This window comes from Falsiphaeobacter marinintestinus, assembly GCF_007923355.1.
GTDB classification, from domain to species: domain Bacteria; phylum Pseudomonadota; class Alphaproteobacteria; order Rhodobacterales; family Rhodobacteraceae; genus Phaeobacter_A; species Phaeobacter_A marinintestinus.
The window spans coordinates 275,781-299,038 of the sequence record NZ_VOGO01000002.1 but is presented as its reverse complement, the minus strand read 5'-3'; the positions used below and the strand labels follow the sequence as shown (position 1 = coordinate 299,038).

Below are 23,258 nucleotides of genomic sequence, written 5' to 3'. Positions count from 1 at the left end.
ATCTAGTGTCGGCGCCATCAACCGAAAGGGGCCCGCACATGACCAATGGCGTGGAACGACAGGACCTGGCCAGCGACAGCGCGTTGCAGGACTATGTCAAAGACGGCGATTTCCTGGACTGCTTTGCTGTCACATCCGATATGCCCGCACGGCAAGCTGCTGAAATCATAACCACGTTCCCAAGATGGGCTCGCGGGCTGGTTTCCCTTCGCAACCTGATCGTGCGCCCCTTCGGCCTTGAAACCGAAGGGCCGAAACACAAAGACGTGATCGGCATTTTCCCGGTCGTTCACGAAACCGATCACGAGATCATCGCGGGTTTCAACGACCGTCACCTTGATTTCCGCGTGTCCGTCCTGTCGCGCAATGGCCGGGTGTCACTGGCTACCTGGGTGCATCGCAACAACATCGGCGGTCGGCTGTATCTGATGCTGATCCTGCCGTTTCACATCCTGATCGCACGCAATGCGCTGGCGCGGGTCAGCCAGACCGACCCGCGCCACGCCCCAAGCAACGCTTAATTGGCGGCTGCTTCCGTCAGTTTCTTTAACGCGCCCTGCATCTTGCCAATGATCGGATTGTCATCAAGACCGTCCAACTCATCCAGCGTTTCTTCAGGGTCTTCATACGCCAGCCAGACCTGACCATTTGCATCCTCATAGGCCTGAACCTTCAACGGCAGAAACAGACCTGCCAGCGGGTCGACCTTCATCGCAGGCGTGCCCAGCTTGGGGTTGCCAAAGATCAGCACCTCATTGTCGGGGATCTCATCGCCAATCGCCTTTGCCCCGGCGGCATGATCCACACGCGCAAACACCGTCGCCCCGGCCTTGCCTGCCACGGCTTCCAGTGCGTCCAGCGCCTCGGCCACGGACTTGTCGGTTTTGACCCTGATGATATCGTCCGCAAAAGCAGGAAGGGCACCGCTGAGCGCAACAGCACCTGCAAGAATAAGTGATTTCATATCAAAGTCTCCTCGGTTGTTTTCCGACAAATCGCCACACAGACCCCCCTTGTGCCAATCACATCTCTGGCATCGGCGCGAGTTTGCCGCTAGGACAACGCCAAAAGTACCGGAGCTCCCATGCTGAAGACCCGCATCATCCCCTGCCTTGATGTCGCTGATGGCCGCGTGGTCAAAGGCGTGAATTTTGTCGATCTTGTCGATGCAGGCGATCCGGTCGAATCCGCCAAGGCCTATGACGCCGCCGGCGCGGATGAGCTGTGTTTTCTCGATATCCACGCGACCCACGAAAACCGCGGCACCATGTATGACGTGGTCCAACGCACGGCCGAGCAATGCTATATCCCGCTCACCGTCGGCGGCGGCGTGCGCACAAAGGAAGACGTGCGGGATCTGCTGCTGGCCGGGGCCGACAAGGTCAGCTTCAACTCCGCGGCCGTCGCCAACCCCGATGTCATCGCCCAGGCCGCTGACCAGTTCGGCAGCCAATGCATCGTCTGCGCCATCGATGCCAAAACCGTTTCTCCGGGCAAGTGGGAGATCTTTACCCACGGTGGGCGCAAGTCCACCGGCATCGACGCCGTGGACTTCGCCAAGACCGTGACCGCAAAAGGCGCCGGAGAAATTCTGCTGACCTCGATGGATCGCGACGGTACCCGCGCCGGTTTCAACCTGCCGCTGACCAAGGCCATCTCGGACGCCGTCAATGTCCCCGTCATCGCCAGCGGCGGTGTCGGCACGCTTGACCATCTGGTCGAAGGCGTCACCAAGGGCGGCGCCAGCGCCGTGCTTGCCGCCTCGATCTTCCATTTCGGCGACTACACAATCCGCGAGGCCAAGGAACATATGGCCGCCGCTGGCATCCCGATGAGGCTTGAATGACCATCCTGCACGACCTTGCCGCCACAATCGAAGACCGCAAATCGGCTGATCCCGACAGCAGCTGGACCGCCAAGCTGCTGGCCAAGGGCCCTGAAAAATGCGCCGAGAAATTTGGCGAAGAAGCCATCGAAGCCATCATCGAAGCGGTCAAGGGCGATACCGAAAAACTGACGTCCGAAGCTGCCGATGTGCTCTATCACCTGCTCGTCATGCTTGCCGCCCGCGACGTCCCGCTGGATGACGTGCTAAGCGAACTTGCCCGCCGTCAGGGCACCAGCGGCATCGCCGAAAAAGCCGCGCGCTAACACCGGACTGCGCCCAGCCCGACCACCAACTTCCCCCGCCACAACCGTCTTAGGGCCGCCTGGCCCCGCCCAACGGCGCGCAGGTTTTCGCGCAGCCGGGGCGCATGCGTTGGCGACTCAGCACAACCTGTGATATAGTTGCCGCATTGAAGTAAACATTTAGAGGAGACGACCTCATGCTTGATCACGAAAGCACTTCTGTCCCTGTTCGGGTGTCCATCCCTGCCTCGGTTGCCGCCGACATCGGCTCATTCCGCAAGTCTGTCACGTCCATTCTCGACAAGCTCGGGTGCGGTGCCTGTTGTTCGGGACATGATCTTTATTTCGAACTTCAGCGCGACATCATGCTGCCGGAAAAACTGTCAGCCCGGGCCGAACTTGCCCCCATGGTGAAGATGACCAAAACCACCCCGACAACCGTGGCCGGACTGCATCCCGAATTGGGTGCGAAAATCGACGACGTATTCTCCGCCATAGACCGCATTGCCGAACTAACCGGTTGTAATACCTGCTGTTCTGGCCACGACCTGTGGCTTCGAATGGAGCGCAACATGGTTCTGGACGCAAAACTGAACCTGCGCGAAACGGTTCTGCGCGTCGGCTGACATGTCCGCATTCCGCCCGCCAAAGCTGGGCACCGGAATGATCTTCTCACCGTCGCTCAAACCCTTTCTCGAGCGGCGGCCAGATGCCATTGACGTGCTTGAACTTGAACCACAAACCCTGTGGATCGCGGACAGCCCGTATGCGGGTCCGTTCTTTGAACTCACTCCGGCGATGGACTATTTTGCAGACCTCCCCGGACACAAGCTGGTGCACTCTGTCGGGATGCCGCTGGCCGGAACCCGCGCGCCGGACTCTGCACAGCTTAAGATTGTATGTGCGACTGCCGAACGGCTGAACGCGCCCTGGGTCAGCGAGCATCTCAGCATCGCCGGAACGCCGCATGAATCCGCCGGTTTCCTGCTGCCCCCGCTCCAGACCGAGGCCGGGCAGGAAAACGCCGTGCGCAACATCCGCAGCTTCAAGGACGGGGTGAACCGACCGGTCGCCATTGAAACCGGCGTCGCCTATCTGGCCCGCAAACCGTTTGAAATGCCCGACGGGACGTTCCTTGCCCGCGTCGTGCAAGAGGCCGATTGCGGCATCCTGCTCGACATCCACAACCTCTATTGCAACATGCGCAATGGTCGGGTCGATCTTGACGACTTCCTGTCACAAATCCCACTCGACGGCGTCTGGGAAGTCCACCTTGCGGGCGGCATGGAAATGGACGGCTATTGGCTGGATGCCCATTCCGGCGAAATGACCGACGACATAGCCGGACTAAGCCGCGAAATCATACAGTCTCTGCCCAATCTCGGCGCGCTGAATTTCGAGATCTACGACACTTTCCTCGCCGACATGTCTCTGGCCTCTTATGATCGGATCACCGACCAGCTGCGCGATTTCTGGACCCAGGCTGGCCATTCGGTGTCCGATGCCCCTCCCCTGAAAACCGCGCCCGAACCGACCCGCCCCCTGCCTCCGACGCCCGAAGACTGGGAACAGGCGATGGTATCGGCCGTCTGGCGCGCGCGGCCCGATCTTGTCTTGGACCCTGACGACAAGGACCCGCTTGCGCTGTACGCCAAGCTGGCCCGCAGCTTTCGCGGCTCGATGATCACCCGTGTGTTCCCACGACTGCTGCGGTATCTGTTGTTGCGCGACCGTCATGCTGTCGATGGTCGGCTCAAACGGTATTTCGGATCCATCGCGCCGCAAATGTTCGCCCCGCTCGAAGCCCGCGCCTTTGCCGGCTGGCTGAGGTCCGACGGCGAAACCGATCCTCTGGCGCTGGCCTTGATGGACTTCGACCTGGCCCTGATCCAGATCGTCCGGGACGGTGCTGCACATTTTGTTCAGTTTCCCGGTGATCCGGGGCCGGTTTTCGAAGCATTGGCCGAGCGTCGCTTGCCCGCCTGCCCGGCCCCGCCGGTATGGGAACTCGAAATTCTGCCAGACAGTTTTTCAGTTCCCGAGTTTTTATCCCACTCCGGCAGCAGCTGATTTAGATTACAGTTGCCTCGCAACGACGTGAACGGGACTTTATTCCTGACATCAGCCGGTTGCGCTACACAGCGGCTATGGATTTGTTACTTGCCTACATTGCCGGTCTGCTGACCCTGATCAATCCCTGCGTTCTGCCGGTCTTGCCCATCGTTCTGGGCACCGCGCTGCAGGCAGATCGTCGTGGCCCCCTTGCGCTTGCCTTGGGCATGAGCGTGTCTTTCGTTCTGTTCGGGATGCTGATCTCGACCGTTGGATACTCCATCGGCCTCACGCAGGAACGGCTCGCACAAGTCGGCGCGACCCTGATGATCGTGTTCGGTCTGATCCTTCTGGTCCCGGCCTTTGCCACCCGGTTCGAACTGGCCTTTTCCGGTGTCGCCGCGCACGCCGACAGCACCATCACCCGCGCTGACACAGGCGGCCTGTCCGGCCAGTTTCTTGGCGGCCTGCTGCTTGGCGCGGTCTGGAGCCCCTGTATCGGTCCAACTCTGGGCAGCGCCATCGCCCTCGCCAGTCAGGGACAGAACCTGTTCTGGTCGTTTCTGGTCATGTGCTTCTTCGCCGCTGGCGTCTCAACCCTGATCCTGGGTCTTGGCCTTGGCGGGCAACATCTGATCCGCCAGCGCGCCACCCAGCTCAGAGGCCTCGCCGCGCGCTCCAAACCCATCCTCGGCGCCACCTTCGTGATTGTCGGCGTCGCCATCCTGTTCAAAGTCCACCACATGTTAGAGGCCTGGGCCGTGCGCAATCTGCCCACTTGGTTCAACGACCTGTCCATCGCGATCTGATCCAAAAAAGGAGTTTCCCATGAAACGCAGAACCGTCCTCGCCAGCCTTGCCGCCCTGCCGGCCCTGTCCCTGCCCGCCCTGGCAACTGGCACCGATTACACACCCGGCCTGATCGAAACCGCGCTGGCCGAAGGCAAGACCGTATTCGTCGATTACGCCGCCGATTGGTGCTCAACCTGCGCCAAGCAGGAACGCGTCATCAATGCCCTGCGCGATCAGAACCCGAAATATGACGCCAACATCCTGTTCGTCCGCGTCGACTGGGATGCATACGGCAACGCCCCCGTCAGCACCTCGCGCAAGATCCCGCGCCGCTCGACCCTGATCGTACTGAAAGGCGACAAAGAACTGGGCCGCATCGTCGCCGGCACCTCCGAAGCTGACATCAAAACCCTGCTCGACACCGCCCTCACAGCCTCGATGGGCGCCTAAGGCTCTCGGCTTACGCGACAAAGCCCCATGTCATCGCTGCAAACGCGGTGATCGCTCGACCAACAATCCCCGAGGGCCTGCCTCGGGGATTGCCTTTTTGCCCCCCAAGGACTGACACGGCAGAGCCAGGTCAGGAGACACCGCGCAGATCAATGCTCGACGAGTTCCACTGTCGCTGATGACTGGCCTTTTCGCCCCACGCATATTCAGCTTTTTCAAAAAGCTCGTCAGAGAATTTGCGCTCCGCAAGCGTTGCGAGTGCTCTCAGGCGATTACGGCGAGCTATTTCAATCAGCGACATTGTTTCCCCCTGTCCTGTCTCCTCCGATAAACGTGGCCCATAACGGGACCCTTCGCAGCAACTAGGGCGAATAGATTGAATGGCGGAAGCATTACGCAATCTATCCAGAAGTATAACCCGGCTAGCCTGTCGCTCCCGAAAACTCAGTGATATGTCGCCAAACAGGGTCGGCTTTAACCAGGCGGCTCTTCCGCGACAGCCGCGCCCTTATTGGGCAGGCTCGGTGATCCGATCGATGACGTAGCCATCGGTCCGAAAGGACAAACCCTGTGTCCCTGTCCCGCCCGTCATCAAGGCATTGGCAACCGGTTCGACAACCGGCACCTCAGCACTCCATTCGACAATGAAATTCGCGCCCGCGCCGCCGACGTTCTCACGAAGTCCGATGGCAAAATCGCTGGACTGAAACGTCGTCAGATCAATCGGGGTATCCTCAAACGTGCGGATCAACCCCCCGTCGCTGCCATAGTAACGGACAGACGTCAGTGAAATGCTGCTCTTTGGATCAACATTGTGAACCACAAGGATCGTCGCCAGCGGCTGCTTGTTGCTTTCGCTGACAAACGCAGTCGAAAATGCCGGGACGTAAATCGTTCCGCCAACCGACCTGATCAACGTGTTGTCTGCCCACGCTTGGGTCACACTCACGCCCGTCACCGCAAGCCCAAGCAGAACCGCCGGTAAGAAATGTTTCATCATGTTGCCCTTGCTGCCCTGGTCAGGTTTCCAAAAGTCGGCTGAAATACTGCGCGACACGGCATTCACCGCCGCAGCCAGTGCCTGATTCCAATCCCGACTTCCCGATCATACTCGCACAAACAGGGATCTTGCATCTACAGATCCCCGTTCATGCCCGTCAGCCAACAATGTAACGGATTGCCCGCGCTATTCGCTCCAGGGGTGCACGTGCACGTCATGCCCCGAATGGCCCTTCATGATCTTCACGGCCAGATCCTCGTGGTCTTTGTCACGTGTACGCACCCACATCAGGATACCGCCGTGACGGATCTGGTTATCGTAATATTCCTTGTGCTTTTGGTCTGCACGGCGCGCCAGCAATGTGCCGATCACGGCCGCTGGGCCTCCGCCAATTGCAATCGCAGCAATCGAAGCCGCCACGGTGCTTACCGGAGTCAGCATCGCCGCCATCGCGATATAAGACCCAACAAAGAAAAATCCGCCCGCAATGGCCCCCTCAAGTTCCCCCATCGCCTCTTCTGACACAAAGTGCGCTCTGGGTGCTCTGGGATCGTCTTCCAGATCGGGTGCGCGCCAATAGGCCTTGCCAAGCTTGCCTTCAAGCGCCTCCTGGCTCCCCAGAAGGCTGATGTCGGAATGATGAAATCCTACACTCCGCAGGTCGTAGAACGCCGCCTGCAAGGCTTCGAACGTATCAAAAACGCCGACGGCTTCGGGCACTTTGATGATCGTGACTTTTTGCTCATTACTCGCGTCTGTCATTATTCTCTGACCTCCGTACTACGCTAACCATCGTCCATGTTCCCAACTTTCATGCTGCCAGGATCATCCGGACACTTTGATCAGGATCAGGTGGGGATCGACGTCCGGCTGGCGGTTGCGGAGCACATGACATCGGACCTGAAGTCCCGCAGAAATGGCATGCTCTGGGTAACCCATGTTAACGGCACGCGCGGTGCCTCGCCCGCTTGCCAGGGATCAATCGTACGAAATCGCATGCAAACGAGCCATTGCGGGTAAAAGGCACCTGCTTCAGGCAACCACATCCGTACAAAGAGGCGGATAAACTGTCCGATCCGAACGGATGATCCCGGCCCAAAAACTGCACCGGGACATACCATCAAGGACAGGCACCGAAATTCACCCTGCCTTAACGCAACGGGCGCCCCCTTGTTGCGATACGGGGAATCACAGCTTGGATGAGATAACCCCGGTGGCAAATCCGCCCATCCGAAGTTCGCCAAACAGGCGCTGGTATTCGATCTTCGGACAGCGGTTCATCACCACATCCACCCCACGCGCTTCGGCCTTGGCCGCAGCGTCCGGATGTTCGACCCCGATTTGCATCCAGATCGTGCCAAGGTCAGGAAACAGATCTAACGCCTCATCGACAATCGGCGGCACAGCCTCGGAGCGTCGAAAAATATCGACCATGTCCACCGGACCGTCGATATCAGACAAGGATGCCACAACCTTGCGCCCGAACAGCTCTTTGCCCGCATGCCCGGGATTCACTGGAAAAACCGTGTACCCTTTCAGCGTCAGATACCGCGCGACGTAATAGCTGGGGCGCACTGGATTCGGTGACACTCCGACCACGGCCACCGTGCGTGTCCGGGTTAGAATGCGTTTCAGGAAGTCGTCGGAATAATTGGTCATGCCGGCACCCTAACCGCTGTCCCTGAAAGAAAAAAGCGCTCAGGACACGAAGCCCTGAGCGCAGGTATGGAACGAGGGACAGTGAAATGACCCACGGCAGTTCCGGGCCGCGGTCACCATAAGATTTAGGCACGTTTTCATGTCATTAAAGGGGCTGATCGCGCGTTTGTGAAAAACCGGCGGGAAATCGCTCGCACTCTTCAGTCGAACAGAACAGACGGCCAGTTCGTCTCGCTCATCACCAGGTTTCCATCCAGATCCGTCAACCAGCGCGACAGCACCGAAGCGTTGTGGATCAGGTACAGCTTGCCATCAATGATCCGCCAGATTTCGGGATCGGTTCCAACTGTGTACCCCTGCGACACCGCAAAGGCACAATAGCCGCCATACTGCGGCGCATAGGCCCGTGGGTTGGCCTCAAACGCATCGCGGTGGCTTTGCGACGCAAACTGCCAGACCACACCCTTCCACATGACAACGATCTCAGGCGTGCCCGGTACGGCCGCGCCGGTCGTGAAATAGGCCACGGTGTCATATCCGCCAATGGCAGCGCCGTCGCGGGCGTGAAATATCGGCGTATCGGCCCGCACGGGCCCCAACACAGCGAACATCAAAATGGCAGTGGCAAACAGAAGGCGCATGATGGAGTCAGGACTTTCAAAAGTTAACCTGTTCAAAATGCCCTGTCTTGGTGGGTTTTGTTAAGTCCTCTGACGCGGATGTGATCGAAACTTCGGATCGATAGCCCAAATCCTACGACAGGAACCTTTGCGTCCCGTTAACGGGGCGACCTGTACTCCCAAATACAACCCTCGCCGACCGTCAGCCCCGTCAATCGGGACCGACCGAGCGCGGCAAAGATGCATAGAGCGAGATCGCAGCCGCATTCGAAACGTTAAGAGATCCAAAAGCGCCCGCACTGTCGATTTTAACCAGTTCATCAACAGTTTCACGCGTTTTCTGCCGCAACCCCGGCCCCTCTGCCCCTAAGACCAAAGCCACAGGTTGGTCCTTTCGCCCCTCCAATGCGGCCTCAACCGTCCGCTCGGCCTCACCGTCCAGTCCAAGCACAAGATACCCCATGTTCTTTAACTCGACGATGGTATCCGCCAGATTGCGCATCCGAAGATACGGCTGACGTTCCAACGCGCCGCTGGCGGTTTTTGCCAATGCGCCGGTTTCGGGCGCCGAATGATGGCGCGTTCCGATCACGGCACTTGCCCCCAACACCTCGGCAGACCGCAGGATAGCACCCACGTTATGCGGATCCGTCACCCGGTCCAGTAGAATCACCCGAGGGGTTTCCGCTCCGATACACACATCGCTCAGACTGCCCCAATGCAACGGTTTGACCTCAAGAGCCGCGCCCTGGTGGACCGAGCTCGGATCGAGAGGGGCTGCAAACTTCCGGGTATCCTGCATCTCAGGCTCTATCCCGGCTTCTGCAATCGCGTCGGCCAGCTTGTCCTGTGCATTACGGGTCACCAACAGGCGCAGTTTTTCACGATTCGGGTTCAAAAGAGCATCCCGCACCGCGTGCAGACCGAACAGCCAAACCGTTTCGGACGCGGTCGTTTTTCGAGCCTGCTCTTTCTCAACCACCCATTTGGGTTTCTTCATGGCAGATGCCTTTCGCACGGATCTTGTCTGTCGGACACAAACAACAGTTTTTCCTGTTGACGCCCCTTTGGCGCGCTAGTAATCACGCCTCCACGTCAGGCGCAACAGTGCCTGTCAGTGGGCGACAGGCCGCAAGGTGTGGCAGGGGACTGTAACTCCCTCGCGGAGACGCACGCCTGGTTCGATTCCAGGGTCGCCCACCACTCAGTCTTCCTAAAACCACTGACAGTACACACGAATTGAATAGTGTCGATGTTTCCGCTGGTTACGGGAATACAGAGCGCTAAAGACCTCTCAATTGGTCTCTGAACTTAGCCATTTCGGGGCTGGTTCGAGTAAAGTCTCAGCAGCGTAACTGCGTATGAGGTCTTGGGCCGCTCTCAGCGATCTCAATGATGTGCAAATCCAAGGATCTGACGCTGCTTCACCCAATCCAGTGGAAGCTCAGGAAGGCTGCGCAGGGTTTTCGAGCTAAGTTGCGGCGGTTGACGGCCTTCGAGGATGGCCCTGGATATGTCCGGGGCCAGCCTGGCGAGCGGAAGGATGCGGCTGACAGTACCGCTGCGCAGACCTTCTCGTTCAGTAATCTGTTGGACGGACGAGGCTTTCCCCAAAAGGAGTTCGTTCACCCATCGTCTTGCATCCGCAACCAGTGCGATCAGACCCGGATCTTGTTGCGGAGCATTTTCTGCCGTGATGATGATCGGCTTGGTGCGACCGTTCTGACGCCTTTGGAAAGGGATTTCGAAGGCTGCCAATGTTGGATTGTCGGCTGCATCCGGCTCCAACATCCCAGCGAGATTTACCGAGATGCGCAATCGGTCCGCCTTCGCATCAATACGATCAATGATAATGGCGAAGATTGGGACCAGTGCGTCATCGCCAGATTTATCCGCATCAACCGAACGCCTTTCAATTGCCTGTAGGATGTCGGCGACCTTAGTTGCGTTTCTCTTGTGCGCTCTGATCTGATCTGCCAACCAGGACGTGTTGGCCAACCGCTTTTTGAGCCCGTTCAGAACAACGCGTTCGATCTCATCCGCCGATAATCGCTCGACCCAGGTTCCATCTTTTGAACCGGGCACCCTCGTTGCGCAGTACCAATATCGCTTCGTACGGGGTGTCCCGTCCCTGCGCACTGACTTGTTGGCGTAGGTCGTACGCATCGCCCGGCCCTTTGAATCAAACAGAACGCCATCCAGAAGACGCTTGGCAAGTCGCCGAACCGATCTGATCTTCTTGCCGCCATGATCCGCCAATTGTGCTTGAGCCATCTGCCAAGTTGCATCGTCTATGATCGCGTCGTGTAGCCCCTCGTACAGCTCCTCTTTGTGGCGCACCTTGCCGATGTAGATCGGATTGCGCAGAATGTTGTAGAGTGCGCCACGCGAGAAGGATGCGCCTCCACTGACACGCCCATGCCGATTGGTCCGCCGTTTGCTGACAACACCCAACGCGTCGAGCTGCGCGGACAATTGGCGCACTGACCCAAACGCGAGATACTCAGCGAAGATTGTCCGGATCGCGGCGGCTTCTCCAGCGTGCACGACCAGCGCTTTGTTTTCCACGTCGTAGCCAAAGGGAATGGCACTCCCATCCACATGCCTTTTCGTTTGGAGGCGGCGACCTTTTCGCGGATGCGTTCGGCCGTCACCCCGCGCTCGAACTGCGCGAAAGACAGCAGCACATTCAGAGTCAGGCGCCCCATCGACGAAGTGGTATTGAACGCCTGTGTGACCGACACAAATCACACCCCTGCCTCATCGAACACATCGACCATCTTCGCGAAGTCCACCAGCGACCGCGTCAACCGGTCGACTTTGTAGACAACAATGACATCAACGCGCCCGGCCTGCACATCGTCCAGCAGCGCCTTAAGCCCTGGCCGTTCCATGGATCCACCAGAGAACCCGCCGTCATCGTACAGCTCAGTAAGTTCTGCCCAGCCTTCGTGTTTCTGACTAAGAATATAGGCCGCACAAGCTTCCCGTCGCGCATCAAGCGTGTTGAAGCTCTGCTCAAGCCCCTCCTCGGTCGACTTGCGGGTGTAAATGGCACAACGCTGGCGGATCAAGGTGTGACGCCCTCCCGCAAACCGAAGAACTTCGGACCGTTCCGGTTTGTGCCCGTCATCGCTCGTGCTACAGCTGATAGGGAGGAATAGCTCTCGCCATTCCAGGTGGCGGCACACTCAATGACTATCACCTCATGGGTAGCACCGCCCCATTCCTTTAGCAGACGAGTGCCGACACCGGCCGTTGAGTGTGGCGCGATTCCGGCCTGTTGGAAGGGTCCGCCTCCGTCTCTTCCCTTCACAATCCGGTTCCAGTCTCGCCGGACCTCTGTCGTCTCACAGCCCTCACTGGCGGCTTGCGCGTCCCATGCCAGCACCAGGCGCATCAAGCGGGCCGTGAAAGTCTTCGGTGGTGCAACCCTCTGGATTTAGTCCAAAGCCGTCGAAGCGTGGCCGCATCGGCCTCTTGCAGATGTCTGAGATCCAGTTGTTCCATGGCCATGCTCATTTATCCACGTCTGCGGACATGGCTCGATAGCGAGCAACTTTACCGCACCGATCAAGTTCAATTGTCACGCCGGACGTCCGCAACCGCGAGATCGCTTGAGCCTCCCCCACTGAACTGGTCCACCGCTATGTTTAGGAAACGGAGGGCCGAGAATGGCAAACAAGATGTAGCGAAGCGGACTGAAGCCCGAAGAGATTGCCTCGAAGTTACGGCAGGTTGAAGTTCTGATGGGTCAAGGAATGTCCCGCCTCGATGCGATCCGCCAGATCGGCGTTGTTGAACAGACCTATTACCGCTGGCGCAAGCAATATGGTGGAATGGGTTAGATCAATTGAAGGAACTGAAGCGGCTGCAGAAAGAAAACGAGCAACTGAGGAGAGCTGTCTCCGATCTGACATTGGATAAAGTGATCCTGAAGGAAGCTGCTCGGGGAAACTTCTAAGCCCCGTTCGTCGTCGCGCTTGTATCGATCACGTCCGAAGCCAGTTCAAGGTGTCAGAACGCAGGGCCTGTCGGGTTCTTGGGCAGCATCGCTCCACACAAAGGCATATCCCGAAAGGCCGTGCAGATGAGGATCGCTTGGTTGCCGACATGATCGAGCTGGCCAGACAGTTTGGCCGCTACGGCTATCGTCGGGTCGCAGCTTTACTCAGAGAGGCAGGCTGGCCCCCTCTCGGCAGATTGCTGTGCAGTCGCCTGCCGGGCAATGGACGACGAGCGGGGCTAAAAAGTTTCCCTTTGCGGCTTCGGCCAAGATCAGCTTGTCCAGCGTCAGATCTGAAACAGCTTTGCGAAGCCGCTCGTTCTCTTTCTGAAGACGCTTCAGCTCCTTCAATTGGTCCGTGCCCATTCCACCGTACCCTCAGCATCGCGCTCGGACCAATGGCGCTGCGACGCTTCGATCTTCCAGCGGCAGAACGTTTGTTCAGTCACGCCAATCTGCCGGATCGCATCCAGACGCGCCATGCCTTGCCCCGTCAGGATCTCAACCTGCCGTAACTTCGTGACAATCTCTTCCGGTTTCGGTCGCTTGTTGGCCATGTATCTCCTCCGTCTTCCCAAACATAGCGGAGGACCACTTCAGTGGCGGAAGACCAATGCGATTTCCACCTGTAGAAGTTCAGTGTTCCAGGTTGAGTTTTCGGCAAGTTTGTTGTCCGCCAGTCGCTAGGCTCAAATTTCCGTTTCTCAAAGGTGCGTCGTTTGAATGACGGGGACATGACGCAAGCCCAACTCTGTTGCCGCAATGAGCTTGCCATGGCCAACGATCACTTCATTGCACGCCCCCACCAAGATCGGGTTCATGAACCAAAAAGCTTCGAGCGAACTTTTGATCTGAGCGATCTGTCCCGGAGAGTGTTCACGTGCATTGTCATCGTATGGTACAAGCTCAGACGGCGCCATCATCGTCATTTCCGGATGACGTGTCTTCGCGTTCTTTACAGCCCTGATCCGGCATCTCCGGGCGCGTTCTAGTTGTTTTGGCTGGATCATCGCCAGTTCCTTTCAGATTAAACTGGCCTCTTATGATGCGCATAAAACCCGGCGGAACAACAAGAGATGCAAGGTTGCCGGGTTATCAGACATTGCACTGTTAAACACTTTAAACCTCCGCACTCGGGTGCGCAGATAAGATACGTGTTTTCAATGCACTATAGATTTCTTGGCATGGGAAATTGCTGTGAACTCAAAACGGCTTCCAGACAGCGCCACAGCTGCGCGCGATCGAATACACGTTTGATACGCAATCCCTGATCGGGCGCTGGAAATTCGCAGAAATTCGACTGGTATTCCCTGTTCCTGGGTTTAGGGAAATTGGCGCGTTTGGGCCCTATTTTGTTGAGTGGAACGGCTTCTGAAAATCCCATTTTGACATAATACTCGGCCGATTGACCTGTTCTTTCCCTGTAATGCAGGGAAAGTCAGCCTGAGACCGGTTCGCTGGAGACTGGCTCCACCACCACTTCAAAACCAAGACCTTCCACTTGCTTTCCACCGCTGTTGCGGTGCCAAGCGCTACATTGGGTTGGGCATTGATGCTTGCCAATTCGCCACCTGAATCTCAGGCCTCCGCCAACAATTTTTCACTGACCGACCACAGTCGATCTGCAGAGTCGTCACTGCATGCATGGGGATCGACCCCCATATAGCGTGCAAACGGGCTGTCGGGGTCTGTGGCCGCCGCGATATCGCAGTTCTCACAATACACGCCGGGTTTGCCGTCAAGCTGAGGCGATGTTGCGGCCCATAGCGTTGTCGACGCGCCTTGTTCCGGGGTCTTGAACCCTTGCTTGGCAAGCTCAGAGGGCTCGCCATCGTCACCAAGCCATCCCAGCGCGATCATTTCTTCCTTGGGCAGATGCCTCTGAAGCGGCGTAAAGATCCCGCCGGGATGCACCGAAAACGCAAGCCCGCCGCTGTCACGCAGGCGTCTGGACAGGCCATTGGCAAAAAGCGCGTCGGCCGTCTTGGACTGGCCATAAGCTTTCCACTTATCGTAATCGGTTCTCTCAAACTGAATGTCGTCCCACTGGATGTCAGATAACTTGTGACCCGTCGACGACAACGCGACCACGCGTGTTCCAGCCGTCGCCTTCAGAAGCGGAAGCAAGCCTTGGCACAAAGCAAAATGGCCCATGTGATTGACGCCGAACTGCGATTCCCACTCTGGGCCAACCCGCGCCTCGGGGCAGGCCATGATCCCCGCATTGTTGATCAGCAAATCCAATTGTGAAACGGATTCGAGGATCGAGGCCGCGAACTGCCTCACAGTCGACAGATCGGCCAAATCCATTGGCGCTGTTTGCACGTCCCCTGCTATACTGGCCAGTGTCTCGCGCGCTTTGTCGGGTGACCGCACCGGCACAACAACGGTTGCGCCCCGGCTTGCAAGGCCCCGCACAGTTTCCAGACCAAGGCCGCTATACCCCCCAGTGACAATCGCGGTTTTCCCGGACAGATCGATGCCTGAAAGAACCTCAGCGCCAGTTGATTTGGCGTGAAAACCAGACTGAATTGGGACTTGATCGGCGACTGACATCGGCCTCTCCTGTTCATCTATTTGGATTCAAATGTCTCTTCAGAGTCGACCGTCGCTGTGTCGTGGTTCCGACATGGCCATCGTGATCAGACCACAGAACCGCAAACGAATAAAGGACCGTGTATCGGTCCGAGGGTCGGCACAGCTATACGGCAAAACTGTGGCACGATTCTTGTCTGTTATCTCTGGACTGGAAACGGTCGAGACTGCAGCTATGACAGTGTTTCCCATAAAGGGTCCAATTTACCTTAGTTTTGCCCGATTTAGCGAATTTTCGACAAATTTCGCAAAACACGTCCCATATAGGATTTGTCCCGCATCGTGAGGCCAGACACCGTCCCTGCCCCGCAATGCAACCCGGATTTTAAATGTTAATCCCGCTGTTGGTCCGCGCCGACAGCGACCAGAGAAGATGTGAGCAACGACATGATTGGCCATCGTCTAACCCGATTTCTGAAGGTCTTCGCCAAGGACAACTCTGGCGGCGTCACCATTGAATTCGTTATGGTAATGCCCTTTCTGTTCTGGGCCTTCATGGCCAGCTATGTCTATTTCGACGGGTACCGGCAGAGCGCAACCAATCTGAAAGCGGCGTTCACGATCAGTGATCTGATCTCGCGCGAAACCAACGCGATTAATGACGAATACATCGACAGCATGCACAATTTGCTTGAGCTGATGACCCGCGCCACGTCACAGACCGAACTTCGCATCAGCGTGCTGCGGTGGGACGAGGAAGACGACAGGTACTATGTGTCGTGGTCCGAGGCGCGCAACATGGAAGACACCTGGACGGATGACAACGTCGACAAGATCGAAGCAAAGCTGCCCATCATGTCGGATCAGGACCGTCTGATTCTGGTCGAGACCGGCAACACCTTTGTTCCGCTGTATAATGTCGGAATGGAGAACAAGAAGCTTAGCAACTTTGTCTATACCCGCCCCCGGTTTGCGCCGCAGGTGATCTGGGAGTCCTGATCCCGGATTACCAATGGGGAGCAACGCGGCTGCGCCCCGAACCCTGTCCTGCTAAGTCGTGTTCTGGTTCCTAAGTCGCATCAGCGTCGGCAACACTTCGGCAATGGCGCCCAGAACAATCAGGATCGCCCCGGCGACCTGCAATGGTCCAAATGGTTCGCCCAGAAACACCACACCGGAAATCACACCGGTCAATATCTCGGCCGTCAGAAGAAAGGTCAGCGTGGCAGGCGGCAGCTTGCGCGCGCTCCACAGGGTCAACAGCAGCATTGGCAACACGTACAATGCGCCGGTGCCCATGCCCGCCGCAAATGCGCCGGGCGCGTTCAATGCTAGCCCGCCGGTCGTGAGCAAGCCAAAGAGCAACCCAAAGCCCACGGCGCTGGCCGATGTGACCATCGTCAGTGACAGGGTCGGCCCGCCGCGCGTGAACACCAGCGTTGCGCCCGCCGCCCATGCCACGCCTGAAACGATTGCCAGCATGTCACCCAACCGGATGTCATCCAGCGTGACATCGCCCCCCAGAAACAGAACCGCGCCCGTCAGGGCGGCGACCAATGCAAAGGTCGATGTCCAGCGCCACGGCAAGCCCAGAAAGGCCCATTCGATGATCTTTGCCCAGGCCGGCGCCATGTAAAACAGCAAAACCGCACGCACAACATCCGTCGTTGTCAGAGCCACGGAATAGGTTGAAACCGCAGCCCCGACCAGCACGGTCCCGACAATGGCCAGCCTGTCCAGCCGCAGCGGTGACCTGCGCAGCGCCATCCAGATCAGGCTGCCCGCCAATGCGCCCGCATTCATCGCAACGCCCGCCATGGCTCCGGTCAGACCCTGCGCTTCCAGAACCCGGATCGGCACCCACCACAGGCCCCAGATCGCCGCCGCGACAAAGGCCAGCGCAACCGGCATGAGCTCATCCCGGCTCAGAGCCCCAGCGCCTTGCGCCGTTCCTCGGCAAAGCCTTGCACGATACGGTCGGCAATCATCGCCAAAATCGCCATGGCCGCCCCGGCAGACACGCCCAGCCCTACATCCGCCTGCCCCAGTGCAAGATAGATAGACTGCCCCAACCCTGTGGTACCGATCAGTGCGGCGATCACCAGCATCGAGAACGCATAGAGGATGGTCTGGTTCAACCCGAGCAAAAGACTGGGCGTGGCGTATGGAATGCGGATGTCTTTCATTATCTGCACCGACGTCGCGCCCGAAGCGGTCGCCGCCTCGATCAGGTCATCGGGGGTCGAAACCAACCCGAACCGCGTATAGCGGATCATCGGGACGATGGCATAGGCGCAGATCGCCAGAAAGGCCGAGAACTCACCGATCTGAAAGAACATCAAAACCGGGATCAGAAAGACAAACAAAGGGATCGTCTGCAGCATATCGCATATCGGTCGCACAATGCGCCACGCCCACGGGCTGACCGCACACAGCAGCCCAATCGCACCCCCCAGCACGGCGCAGGCAAACACAGCCGCCCCCGACAGGTACAACGACAACAGCGCCCTCTCCCACAGCCCCGACAACAGAATGGTCAGTAGCAACAGCACTGAAATCAGCGCCAGTTTGCGTCCGCCTGCGATCCAGCACAGCGCCGCCGTACCGGTCAACACAAAGGGCCAGGGCAGATTGGCAATCCCGGTTTCCAGAATTCCGACTGCGATCATCAACAACAGACCACCAACCACCGATCCACGCGCAATCAGGACCAACCCGGCAGCAGCCCCGGCAGCGAACAGCCAAAGGCTCATCGTCGGGGTCCACATGAAGCCCCAGGTGAATGGCAGAACCGCCTGATCCAGCCCGATGCGAAGCGGCAGAAGCACATAGAACATTGCACCATTCTTGACACTGTCCAGCCAGGCCCCACTCGCCACGGTAAAGGCCGTCAGGCCCGCGTCCACAGCATCGGCGGTTGGGTCCAGCAGGGCAAATCCTGATGGATCTGGCAGGCGGCCCCAGAACACCAGGGTCACAAGCACAGACACCGCCAGCACGCCATAGGCGATACGTGGATCATGGCGTTTGCGTTCAATGGCCAGTGCGCCGCTCATCCGGTCGATGACGATGGCGAATACGACGATCACCAACCCCGCCAACAGCGCGGCACCGAACTGCGCCTTGCGCATGGTCAGCAGAACTTCCCAGCCGATATCGTTGAATCCGCCGATCACGGCGGCGATGATCACCATCGACAGGGCGGCCATCAGACATTGGTTCACGCCAACCATGATCTGTGATGCGGCCGAGGGGATCTCGACCTGAAACAACTGTTGAAAGCGGGTGCCACCAGCCATCACGGCAGCTTCTTTGATCTCGGGTTCGACGCGTTCAAGCCCCAGCATCACATTGCGGGCCATCGGTGGGGCCGCATAGATCGCCGAGGCGATCAAGCCCACGACGGGGCCAAACCCGAACAACAACAACAGCGGTGTAAGATAGGCAAAGGTCGGAACGGTCTGCATCACGTCCAGCAGCACCTGCACGGCGGATTTCACCCGGGGGACTTCGTTTGCCAGAATCCCGATCGCGCCGCCCATCATCAGGGCCAAAGGCACCGATACAGCCACCAGAGACAGCGTCGTCATGCTTTCGATCCAATAACCCGAGGCCAGGACAAACCCCAATCCCAAAGCGCCCAGCAACGCCATGCGCAGCCCGCCCAGATACCAGCCCAGCGCCGTGGTAACGCCAATCACCAGCGGCCATGGTGTTCGGGTCAGAACAAAATGCGCGCCATCCATCGGGTATCGCAACAGAGATGCTAACATACGCGCAAAGGGCTTAAGCGCGCCTAACACGGCTTCCAGAACTGCACCGACCCAATCGGTCGCCGGAAAGGTCCACGCGGCAGGCCATTTGACCAACCACGCAAACGCGGGCTCCAGTGCGATACAGGCCGCGCCGACAAGCAATGTGATCAGCGCGGCAAGGGCACCCGGTGACAGGCGGTTTGGCAATGCCGGTGAAGTATCCGGGATCGCAGTCATGCGTCCTCGACCTGCAGCGCAGCAGCCAGATCAGCCGGATCTACGACACCGACACAAGCACCTGCATCGTCCCATACGGGCACAGGTTCATACAGCGACATGCATTTGGCCAGGGCTGCGTCCAGCGTCATATTGGTCCGCAAGCCAGGATCGTCAGGCCCGGGTTCGATACCGCCCCCTGCCCCTCGCATGACCGACGCCACATGGGCATGCCGCCCCTTGGCGACGTCTTTTGAGAATTCGCGCACATAGTCATCAACCGGGTGCAGAACAATTTCGGCAGGCGTGCCGATCTGCACAATCTTGCCATCGCGCATGATGGCGATGCGATCGGCAAGTTTCAGCGCCTCGTTGATGTCATGGGTAATGAACACGATGGTCGTCTTCAGCTTGGCCTGAATTTGCAGGAACTCGTCCTGCAATTGGCGTCGGATCAGCGGATCCAGGGCCGAAAACGGCTCGTCCAGAAACCAGACCTCGCAATCGGCGACCAGCGACCGGGCAATCCCGACGCGCTGACGTTGCCCGCCGGACAATTCGCGCGGGTAATTTGCTTCGCGACCGGCCAGCCCGACCAGATCGATGACTTCGCTCGCCTTGGCCAACCGCTCTTTGCGCCCAATACCCTGAACTTTCAGCGGATAGGCCACATTGTCGGCAACCGTCATATGCGGGAACAGACCGAAATGCTGAAACACCATGCCCAGCTTTTTGCGGCGCAGTTCGATCAAACGCTGCTTGCTGGCCTCGACGATGTTTTCATCATCAATCCGGATTTCGCCCGCAGTTGCATGCAACAGGTGCGAGATGCAACGGATCAGGGTAGATTTCCCCGATCCGCTCAGCCCCATGATCACGAACAGCTCACCTTCGGCCACGTCGAACGTGGCATTCTGCACGGCCGGGATAAACCCGGTCGCACGAAGGTGTTGTGAGGCCGCGTCCGCATCCTGCCCTGACCTGTCCAGTGCGGCAGTCAGGGCTTTGTCGGCCCCTTCCCCGAACACCTGCCACACGTGGCGGCAGGCGATCGCCGGAGCGTTTACGTCACTCACCGAGTGGCCGCGTCCACAATCGGGCGCCAGCTGGACTCATTTTCAGCCATCCATGCGGCGACGACCTCTTGGACCTTGCCACCGTCAACGTCCACGGCCCCCATCATCGGCTGCTGTGCCTCTACGCTGAGGGTATAGTTCGTCAGGATCTCGTAGGCCGCAGGCCAGGTTTCCTCGATACCCGACCACCCGGCTTTGAAAATGCGCGACGGCGCAAAGTCACAGTCGTTCACCGCATTCGGGTTCGGACCCCATGCCGGATCGTTGAAACATGCCTCTTCGCCAACGGGCAGATCAACGAACTGCACGTCATAGGCCGACATCGCCCAATGCGGCTGCCAGAACGTGATCAGCAGCGGTGACTTGCGTTCAGTTGATGCGCGCAGTTCAGCGATCAAAGCGCCTTCGGACCCGGCCGGAACCGCCTTGAACGGCAGAGCCAATCCGGTCATCCGGTCAGCCCCCGGGGTGCCCCAGTCAGCCGGATAGTCCACAAGACGACCCATCGGGATGGTTTCAGCCGTGGCAAACGCCTGCGCGCAGTCTTTCAGCGCTTCCCACGCTGGCAAACCCGGGCACATGTCCGCGACATGCGCAGGGTATGCGATACCTTCCTTGGCATCGAGCCCAAGATCACCCAGTTCGACAACACCGCCGGCCTCAACCTTCTTGGCATAGTCGTCCGACACATTTGACGACCAGATTTCCATCGCGCCGTGGATCTCGCCATCCGCCATCGCCTGATACATGTTCATGTATCCAGCGGTGACATATTCGACTTCATATCCCGCGACTTTCAGCATTTCGCCTGCCACATAGGTCGACACATGCTGTCCGGTCCATTCGTTGACCGCCAGTTTGATCGGCGTCCCCACATCGCCCATGTCGGCGGCATAGGCTGTCGATGACAGAAGGGTCGCCACAATGGCGAGTTTGACGTGCTTCATATCTGATACTCCCTGTTTTGATTTTGGTGCGAGTATTCGGCAAATCCTGCCGACTGTCACGCGATCAATTGAACTTTGGCTGGCATGGTGCCCGCATCGCAAAACGCAGGCCCATTCCAGAGACATGTGATCGAAACACCGCATCCTGCGATCCAGTTTGCCAGAACAATTGGCAGGCAGAAAAAAGCCCCATATTCTTCTGTGCAATCTTCGGGGGGAGACACGTGCTGAAACGTTTTACCAAGGTTGGCCATGTTGCGGCCATTGTCGGCCTTTGCCTGCCGCTTCAGGGGTTTGCCGCACCCGAGACAGTGCGCTGGGGTGTTGTCGGCGGCTGGGATATCTCGTTCTACCCGGACGCCAAGGGGTGTCAGGCCTTTGCGCTTTTCGAACACGACACTGCATTCTTCATCGGATTTGACGATACCGATGGGCGCAGATCGCTGAACGTGACCCTGATCGACCAGTCCTGGACGAATATCGAAGACGGCGAAGAATACCCCGTTCAGGTTCAGTTTGGCCCCAACCCGACATGGACACTGGCCATGGATGGGCGGGTGATGAACGGGTATCCGGCACTGAGCATCCACATCAATTCTGACAGCGACGAAGCCGAGCAATTTGTTCGCGAGTTTCGCGAAGAAACAGAAATGGCCTGGACGGTAGATGACATTGCCCTGGCCCGGCTGACCTTGCGCGGGTCATTGAAAGCGTTTGATGAAGTTCTCGCCTGCCAGAATGCTGATCATTCGTTAAAACCCGTGCCGGCAGCGACCGCGCCCGAAGAGATCGTACCCGAAGAGGCTGTGTCTGAAGACACTGCGCCCAAAGACACTGCGCCAGTGTCGGACTGACCCGATTCCAGTGAACCTGTTGCCAGTACGACCGACGCCCGCTAACCCTGCCTGAGGTTGTCGTTCGCAATAGAGAGTCACCGTCATGCCAAGAACCCTTTTCCTGCATTCTGGCCCCGGCAAAACCGGAACCAGCGCGATACAGGCGGTCTTGCGCGACGCGACTCCGCCGGGTTTGCTCTACCCGACAACAGGTCAGTGGCCTGACGGCGCCCACCATAAGATACTGTTTGCCATGCGTGGAAAAACCAAACGAGGCGACATCGACATCCCGCCGTTCGAAGACCTCATGTCTGATTTATGTGCTGAATTGGATGCCGCCGAAACCGACGTTGTGATCAGCAGCGAGTCATTTGGCACGCAGGATTTCGAGGTTTTTCTCGACCATCTGAACCGGCGTCTGGAACGGCCCTTCGACGGCATGCAGGTTATTGTCGTGCTGCGTCATCCGCTGGAACGCGCCGCATCAGCCTATAATCAGAACATCAAGGACATGGCTTTGACGACTGTTCAAATGCCAAAGCCTTATCTTGAAACCAGCGCGTTGAGCTTGCGCCTTGCCCCATTGGTCCGGGCGTGGAAAACCATGCCCGTGCCGGTCACTTTCCTGAATTATCACCCGTCTGCAACGCTGGTACACCGTTTCTTTGAGACCATAGGCCACTTGCCCGAAGACGGAAAACTGCCCGAGAAAACCCACAACCAGTCGATCAGCGGTTATGCCCTGCTGACGCTTCTTGCCGGGCGCATGGTCGGTCTGTCACCTGAGGATCTGAAGACCCTGTTCAAAGGTTTGCGACAGGACAAAACCCGCAAAATCTGGCAGGGGCCGTCCTTTCCCTTCGCGCGCAATTCCTGTCTCGCATATCTCGAAACCGTCGTGACACCGGATCTGGCCGAGGTCGAGCGTTTGACCGGGTTGGCCATTCCGAACGAAACCAAAGATGTGCCAAAACGATTTCATCTTGGTGATGACGACCTTGCTTCGATCCGGGATCGGGTGACTGCCTTTACGCTAAGTACCGCACAAGCAAAACGGCTGGACAGTGTGTTGGCCGCCTTCGCCATGCAAAAACGCAAACCCGCAACGCAGAATTGAACGACCTGCCCCCTCGACGGGCTGACACCGGCTGGCTAACCTGACGCGCAAGCCACAGGAAAGGCAC

Annotated in this window: 25 protein-coding genes, 1 tRNA gene and 3 pseudogenes; 12 read left to right on the top strand and 17 right to left on the bottom strand. The window is 58.2% G+C overall.

Going from position 1 to position 23,258, the window contains the following annotated elements:
• The first annotated feature begins 38 nt into the window (after positions 1–38).
• The gene (locus FOY56_RS05765) at positions 39–521 is read left to right on the top strand and encodes a DUF2867 domain-containing protein (protein ID WP_146344864.1); all 483 of its coding nucleotides are present in this window, start codon (positions 39–41) and stop codon (positions 519–521) included.
• Here FOY56_RS05765 and FOY56_RS05760 read toward each other — a convergent pair.
• Positions 518–964: a DUF302 domain-containing protein gene (locus tag FOY56_RS05760; RefSeq protein WP_146344863.1), complete on the bottom strand. Its 447-nt coding sequence runs from the start codon at positions 962–964 to the stop codon at positions 518–520. The genes FOY56_RS05765 and FOY56_RS05760 overlap by 4 nt on opposite strands.
• A 120-nt stretch (positions 965–1,084) precedes the next feature.
• Here FOY56_RS05760 and hisF point away from each other — a divergent pair, with 120 nt between their 5' ends.
• The 6 genes from hisF (at position 1,085) to FOY56_RS05730 (ending at position 5,424) form a co-directional block, all read left to right on the top strand.
• A complete protein-coding gene (hisF, locus tag FOY56_RS05755; RefSeq protein ID WP_146344862.1) occupies positions 1,085–1,846 on the top strand; it encodes an imidazole glycerol phosphate synthase subunit HisF in 762 nt (253 codons plus the stop codon).
• Positions 1,843–2,151, top strand: a complete 309-nt coding sequence (locus tag FOY56_RS05750) for a phosphoribosyl-ATP diphosphatase (protein ID WP_146344861.1) — start codon at positions 1,843–1,845, stop codon at positions 2,149–2,151. Before hisF ends, FOY56_RS05750 begins: the two co-directional genes overlap by 4 nt.
• A 176-nt stretch (positions 2,152–2,327) precedes the next feature.
• Positions 2,328–2,756, top strand: a complete 429-nt coding sequence (locus FOY56_RS05745) for a hypothetical protein (RefSeq protein ID WP_146344860.1) — start codon at positions 2,328–2,330, stop codon at positions 2,754–2,756.
• A gap of 1 nt (position 2,757) precedes the next feature.
• Positions 2,758–4,200 (top strand): MbnB/TglH/ChrH family RiPP precursor modification enzyme, encoded by a 1,443-nt coding sequence (locus tag FOY56_RS05740; RefSeq protein ID WP_146344859.1) that lies wholly within the window; start codon positions 2,758–2,760, stop codon positions 4,198–4,200.
• Between the two features lie 77 nt (positions 4,201–4,277).
• A complete protein-coding gene (locus tag FOY56_RS05735) occupies positions 4,278–4,991 on the top strand; it encodes a cytochrome c biogenesis CcdA family protein (RefSeq protein ID WP_146344858.1) in 714 nt (237 codons plus the stop codon).
• 19 nt (positions 4,992–5,010) lie between these two features.
• Positions 5,011–5,424 carry a thioredoxin family protein gene (locus tag FOY56_RS05730; protein WP_146344857.1) on the top strand — a complete coding sequence of 138 codons (414 nt, stop codon included), beginning with the start codon at positions 5,011–5,013 and terminating at the stop codon, positions 5,422–5,424.
• Between the two features lie 130 nt (positions 5,425–5,554).
• Here FOY56_RS05730 and FOY56_RS23505 read toward each other — a convergent pair whose 3' ends face one another.
• The 6 genes from FOY56_RS23505 to rlmB form a co-directional block, all read right to left on the bottom strand.
• Entirely contained in the window at positions 5,555–5,725 is a 171-nt protein-coding gene (locus FOY56_RS23505) for a hypothetical protein (RefSeq protein WP_186766249.1), read from the bottom strand.
• A 207-nt stretch (positions 5,726–5,932) separates the two neighbouring features.
• Complete coding sequence (locus FOY56_RS05725) at positions 5,933–6,421, bottom strand: DUF3124 domain-containing protein (protein WP_222434964.1); 489 nt, start codon at positions 6,419–6,421, stop codon at positions 5,933–5,935.
• A gap of 189 nt (positions 6,422–6,610) precedes the next feature.
• The gene (locus FOY56_RS05720) at positions 6,611–7,186 is read right to left on the bottom strand and encodes a hypothetical protein (RefSeq protein WP_146344855.1); all 576 of its coding nucleotides are present in this window, start codon (positions 7,184–7,186) and stop codon (positions 6,611–6,613) included.
• 426 nt (positions 7,187–7,612) lie between these two features.
• Entirely contained in the window at positions 7,613–8,083 is a 471-nt protein-coding gene (locus FOY56_RS05715; protein ID WP_146344854.1) for a CoA-binding protein, read from the bottom strand.
• Between the two features lie 200 nt (positions 8,084–8,283).
• Entirely contained in the window at positions 8,284–8,724 is a 441-nt protein-coding gene (locus FOY56_RS05710) for a YHS domain-containing (seleno)protein (protein ID WP_146344853.1), read from the bottom strand.
• A gap of 190 nt (positions 8,725–8,914) precedes the next feature.
• Entirely contained in the window at positions 8,915–9,703 is a 789-nt protein-coding gene (rlmB, locus tag FOY56_RS05705) for a 23S rRNA (guanosine(2251)-2'-O)-methyltransferase RlmB (protein ID WP_146344852.1), read from the bottom strand.
• 119 nt (positions 9,704–9,822) lie between these two features.
• Here rlmB and FOY56_RS23500 point away from each other — a divergent pair.
• A tRNA-Tyr gene (locus FOY56_RS23500) sits at positions 9,823–9,906 on the top strand.
• Between the two features lie 186 nt (positions 9,907–10,092).
• On the opposite strand, the gene FOY56_RS23905 is transcribed toward FOY56_RS23500, so the two are convergent.
• The 3 genes and pseudogenes from FOY56_RS23905 to FOY56_RS24120 form a co-directional block, all read right to left on the bottom strand.
• Positions 10,093–11,304: a recombinase family protein gene (locus FOY56_RS23905; protein ID WP_246139423.1), complete on the bottom strand. Its 1,212-nt coding sequence runs from the start codon at positions 11,302–11,304 to the stop codon at positions 10,093–10,095.
• Positions 11,305–11,360: 56 nt separating this feature from the next.
• Positions 11,361–11,777: pseudogene (locus FOY56_RS23900) on the bottom strand (recombinase family protein); the annotation flags it as partial.
• Positions 11,774–12,103: a DUF2924 domain-containing protein gene (locus FOY56_RS24120; protein ID WP_146344851.1), complete on the bottom strand. Its 330-nt coding sequence runs from the start codon at positions 12,101–12,103 to the stop codon at positions 11,774–11,776. The gene FOY56_RS24120 and the pseudogene FOY56_RS23900, both read right to left, overlap by 4 nt.
• 301 nt (positions 12,104–12,404) lie before the next feature.
• Between FOY56_RS24120 and FOY56_RS05690 the strand changes: the two are divergent.
• Positions 12,405–12,954 (top strand): annotated as a pseudogene (locus FOY56_RS05690) (transposase); the annotation flags it as partial.
• Here FOY56_RS05690 and FOY56_RS05685 read toward each other — a convergent pair.
• The 3 genes and pseudogenes from FOY56_RS05685 to FOY56_RS05675 all read right to left on the bottom strand — a co-directional run.
• Positions 12,936–13,266: pseudogene (locus tag FOY56_RS05685) on the bottom strand (hypothetical protein); the annotation flags it as partial. The pseudogenes FOY56_RS05690 and FOY56_RS05685 sit on opposite strands and share 19 nt — an antisense overlap.
• A 147-nt stretch (positions 13,267–13,413) precedes the next feature.
• Complete coding sequence (locus FOY56_RS05680) at positions 13,414–13,719, bottom strand: ParB N-terminal domain-containing protein (RefSeq protein WP_146344850.1); 306 nt, start codon at positions 13,717–13,719, stop codon at positions 13,414–13,416.
• Positions 13,720–14,287: 568 nt separating this feature from the next.
• Positions 14,288–15,265 carry an oxidoreductase gene (locus FOY56_RS05675; protein ID WP_146344849.1) on the bottom strand — a complete coding sequence of 326 codons (978 nt, stop codon included), beginning with the start codon at positions 15,263–15,265 and terminating at the stop codon, positions 14,288–14,290.
• Positions 15,266–15,679: 414 nt separating this feature from the next.
• On the opposite strand from FOY56_RS05675, the gene FOY56_RS05670 reads away from it, so the two are divergent.
• Positions 15,680–16,243 (top strand): TadE/TadG family type IV pilus assembly protein, encoded by a 564-nt coding sequence (locus tag FOY56_RS05670; RefSeq protein WP_246139422.1) that lies wholly within the window; start codon positions 15,680–15,682, stop codon positions 16,241–16,243.
• 51 nt (positions 16,244–16,294) lie between these two features.
• Here the strand turns inward: FOY56_RS05670 and FOY56_RS05665 are convergent, their stop codons facing one another.
• Genes FOY56_RS05665 through FOY56_RS05650 form a run of 4 tightly spaced genes read right to left on the bottom strand, consistent with a single transcriptional unit; the run spans position 16,295 to position 21,238 of the window.
• Complete coding sequence (locus FOY56_RS05665; protein ID WP_146344848.1) at positions 16,295–17,155, bottom strand: DMT family transporter; 861 nt, start codon at positions 17,153–17,155, stop codon at positions 16,295–16,297.
• A 14-nt stretch (positions 17,156–17,169) separates the two neighbouring features.
• On the bottom strand, positions 17,170–19,236 hold the full coding sequence (locus tag FOY56_RS05660) for an ABC transporter permease (RefSeq protein ID WP_146344847.1): 2,067 nt from the start codon (positions 19,234–19,236) through the stop codon (positions 17,170–17,172).
• Entirely contained in the window at positions 19,233–20,291 is a 1,059-nt protein-coding gene (locus FOY56_RS05655) for a quaternary amine ABC transporter ATP-binding protein (protein ID WP_146344846.1), read from the bottom strand. The genes FOY56_RS05660 and FOY56_RS05655 overlap by 4 nt, the downstream gene beginning before the upstream one ends.
• Positions 20,288–21,238 (bottom strand): ABC transporter substrate-binding protein, encoded by a 951-nt coding sequence (locus FOY56_RS05650; protein WP_146344845.1) that lies wholly within the window; start codon positions 21,236–21,238, stop codon positions 20,288–20,290. The genes FOY56_RS05655 and FOY56_RS05650 overlap by 4 nt, the downstream gene beginning before the upstream one ends.
• A gap of 224 nt (positions 21,239–21,462) precedes the next feature.
• Between FOY56_RS05650 and FOY56_RS05645 the strand changes: the two genes are divergently transcribed.
• Together FOY56_RS05645 and FOY56_RS05640 are read left to right on the top strand one after the other, a co-directional pair.
• Positions 21,463–22,092 (top strand): hypothetical protein, encoded by a 630-nt coding sequence (locus tag FOY56_RS05645; protein ID WP_146344844.1) that lies wholly within the window; start codon positions 21,463–21,465, stop codon positions 22,090–22,092.
• A gap of 85 nt (positions 22,093–22,177) precedes the next feature.
• Positions 22,178–23,191: a hypothetical protein gene (locus tag FOY56_RS05640; RefSeq protein WP_146344843.1), complete on the top strand. Its 1,014-nt coding sequence runs from the start codon at positions 22,178–22,180 to the stop codon at positions 23,189–23,191.
• Positions 23,192–23,258: the final 67 nt, after the last annotated feature.

Coding starts and splice junctions, on each gene's coding strand:
- FOY56_RS05660 (WP_146344847.1), bottom strand. CDS start 19,236: ATGACTGCGATCCCGGATACTTCACCGGCATTGCCAAACCGCCTGTCA.
- FOY56_RS05730 (WP_146344857.1), top strand. CDS start 5,011: ATGAAACGCAGAACCGTCCTCGCCAGCCTTGCCGCCCTGCCGGCCCTG.
- FOY56_RS05650 (WP_146344845.1), bottom strand. CDS start 21,238: ATGAAGCACGTCAAACTCGCCATTGTGGCGACCCTTCTGTCATCGACA.
- FOY56_RS05680 (WP_146344850.1), bottom strand. CDS start 13,719: ATGATCCAGCCAAAACAACTAGAACGCGCCCGGAGATGCCGGATCAGG.
- FOY56_RS24120 (WP_146344851.1), bottom strand. CDS start 12,103: ATGCGCCTGGTGCTGGCATGGGACGCGCAAGCCGCCAGTGAGGGCTGT.
- FOY56_RS05710 (WP_146344853.1), bottom strand. CDS start 8,724: ATGCGCCTTCTGTTTGCCACTGCCATTTTGATGTTCGCTGTGTTGGGG.
- FOY56_RS05640 (WP_146344843.1), top strand. CDS start 22,178: ATGCCAAGAACCCTTTTCCTGCATTCTGGCCCCGGCAAAACCGGAACC.
- FOY56_RS05750 (WP_146344861.1), top strand. CDS start 1,843: ATGACCATCCTGCACGACCTTGCCGCCACAATCGAAGACCGCAAATCG.
- FOY56_RS05740 (WP_146344859.1), top strand. CDS start 2,758: ATGTCCGCATTCCGCCCGCCAAAGCTGGGCACCGGAATGATCTTCTCA.
- FOY56_RS05745 (WP_146344860.1), top strand. CDS start 2,328: ATGCTTGATCACGAAAGCACTTCTGTCCCTGTTCGGGTGTCCATCCCT.
- FOY56_RS05720 (WP_146344855.1), bottom strand. CDS start 7,186: ATGACAGACGCGAGTAATGAGCAAAAAGTCACGATCATCAAAGTGCCC.
- FOY56_RS05715 (WP_146344854.1), bottom strand. CDS start 8,083: ATGACCAATTATTCCGACGACTTCCTGAAACGCATTCTAACCCGGACA.
- rlmB (WP_146344852.1), bottom strand. CDS start 9,703: ATGAAGAAACCCAAATGGGTGGTTGAGAAAGAGCAGGCTCGAAAAACG.
- FOY56_RS05765 (WP_146344864.1), top strand. CDS start 39: ATGACCAATGGCGTGGAACGACAGGACCTGGCCAGCGACAGCGCGTTG.
- FOY56_RS23505 (WP_186766249.1), bottom strand. CDS start 5,725: ATGTCGCTGATTGAAATAGCTCGCCGTAATCGCCTGAGAGCACTCGCA.
- hisF (WP_146344862.1), top strand. CDS start 1,085: ATGCTGAAGACCCGCATCATCCCCTGCCTTGATGTCGCTGATGGCCGC.
- FOY56_RS05760 (WP_146344863.1), bottom strand. CDS start 964: ATGAAATCACTTATTCTTGCAGGTGCTGTTGCGCTCAGCGGTGCCCTT.
- FOY56_RS05675 (WP_146344849.1), bottom strand. CDS start 15,265: ATGTCAGTCGCCGATCAAGTCCCAATTCAGTCTGGTTTTCACGCCAAA.
- FOY56_RS05725 (WP_222434964.1), bottom strand. CDS start 6,421: ATGAAACATTTCTTACCGGCGGTTCTGCTTGGGCTTGCGGTGACGGGC.
- FOY56_RS05735 (WP_146344858.1), top strand. CDS start 4,278: ATGGATTTGTTACTTGCCTACATTGCCGGTCTGCTGACCCTGATCAAT.
- FOY56_RS05665 (WP_146344848.1), bottom strand. CDS start 17,155: ATGCCGGTTGCGCTGGCCTTTGTCGCGGCGGCGATCTGGGGCCTGTGG.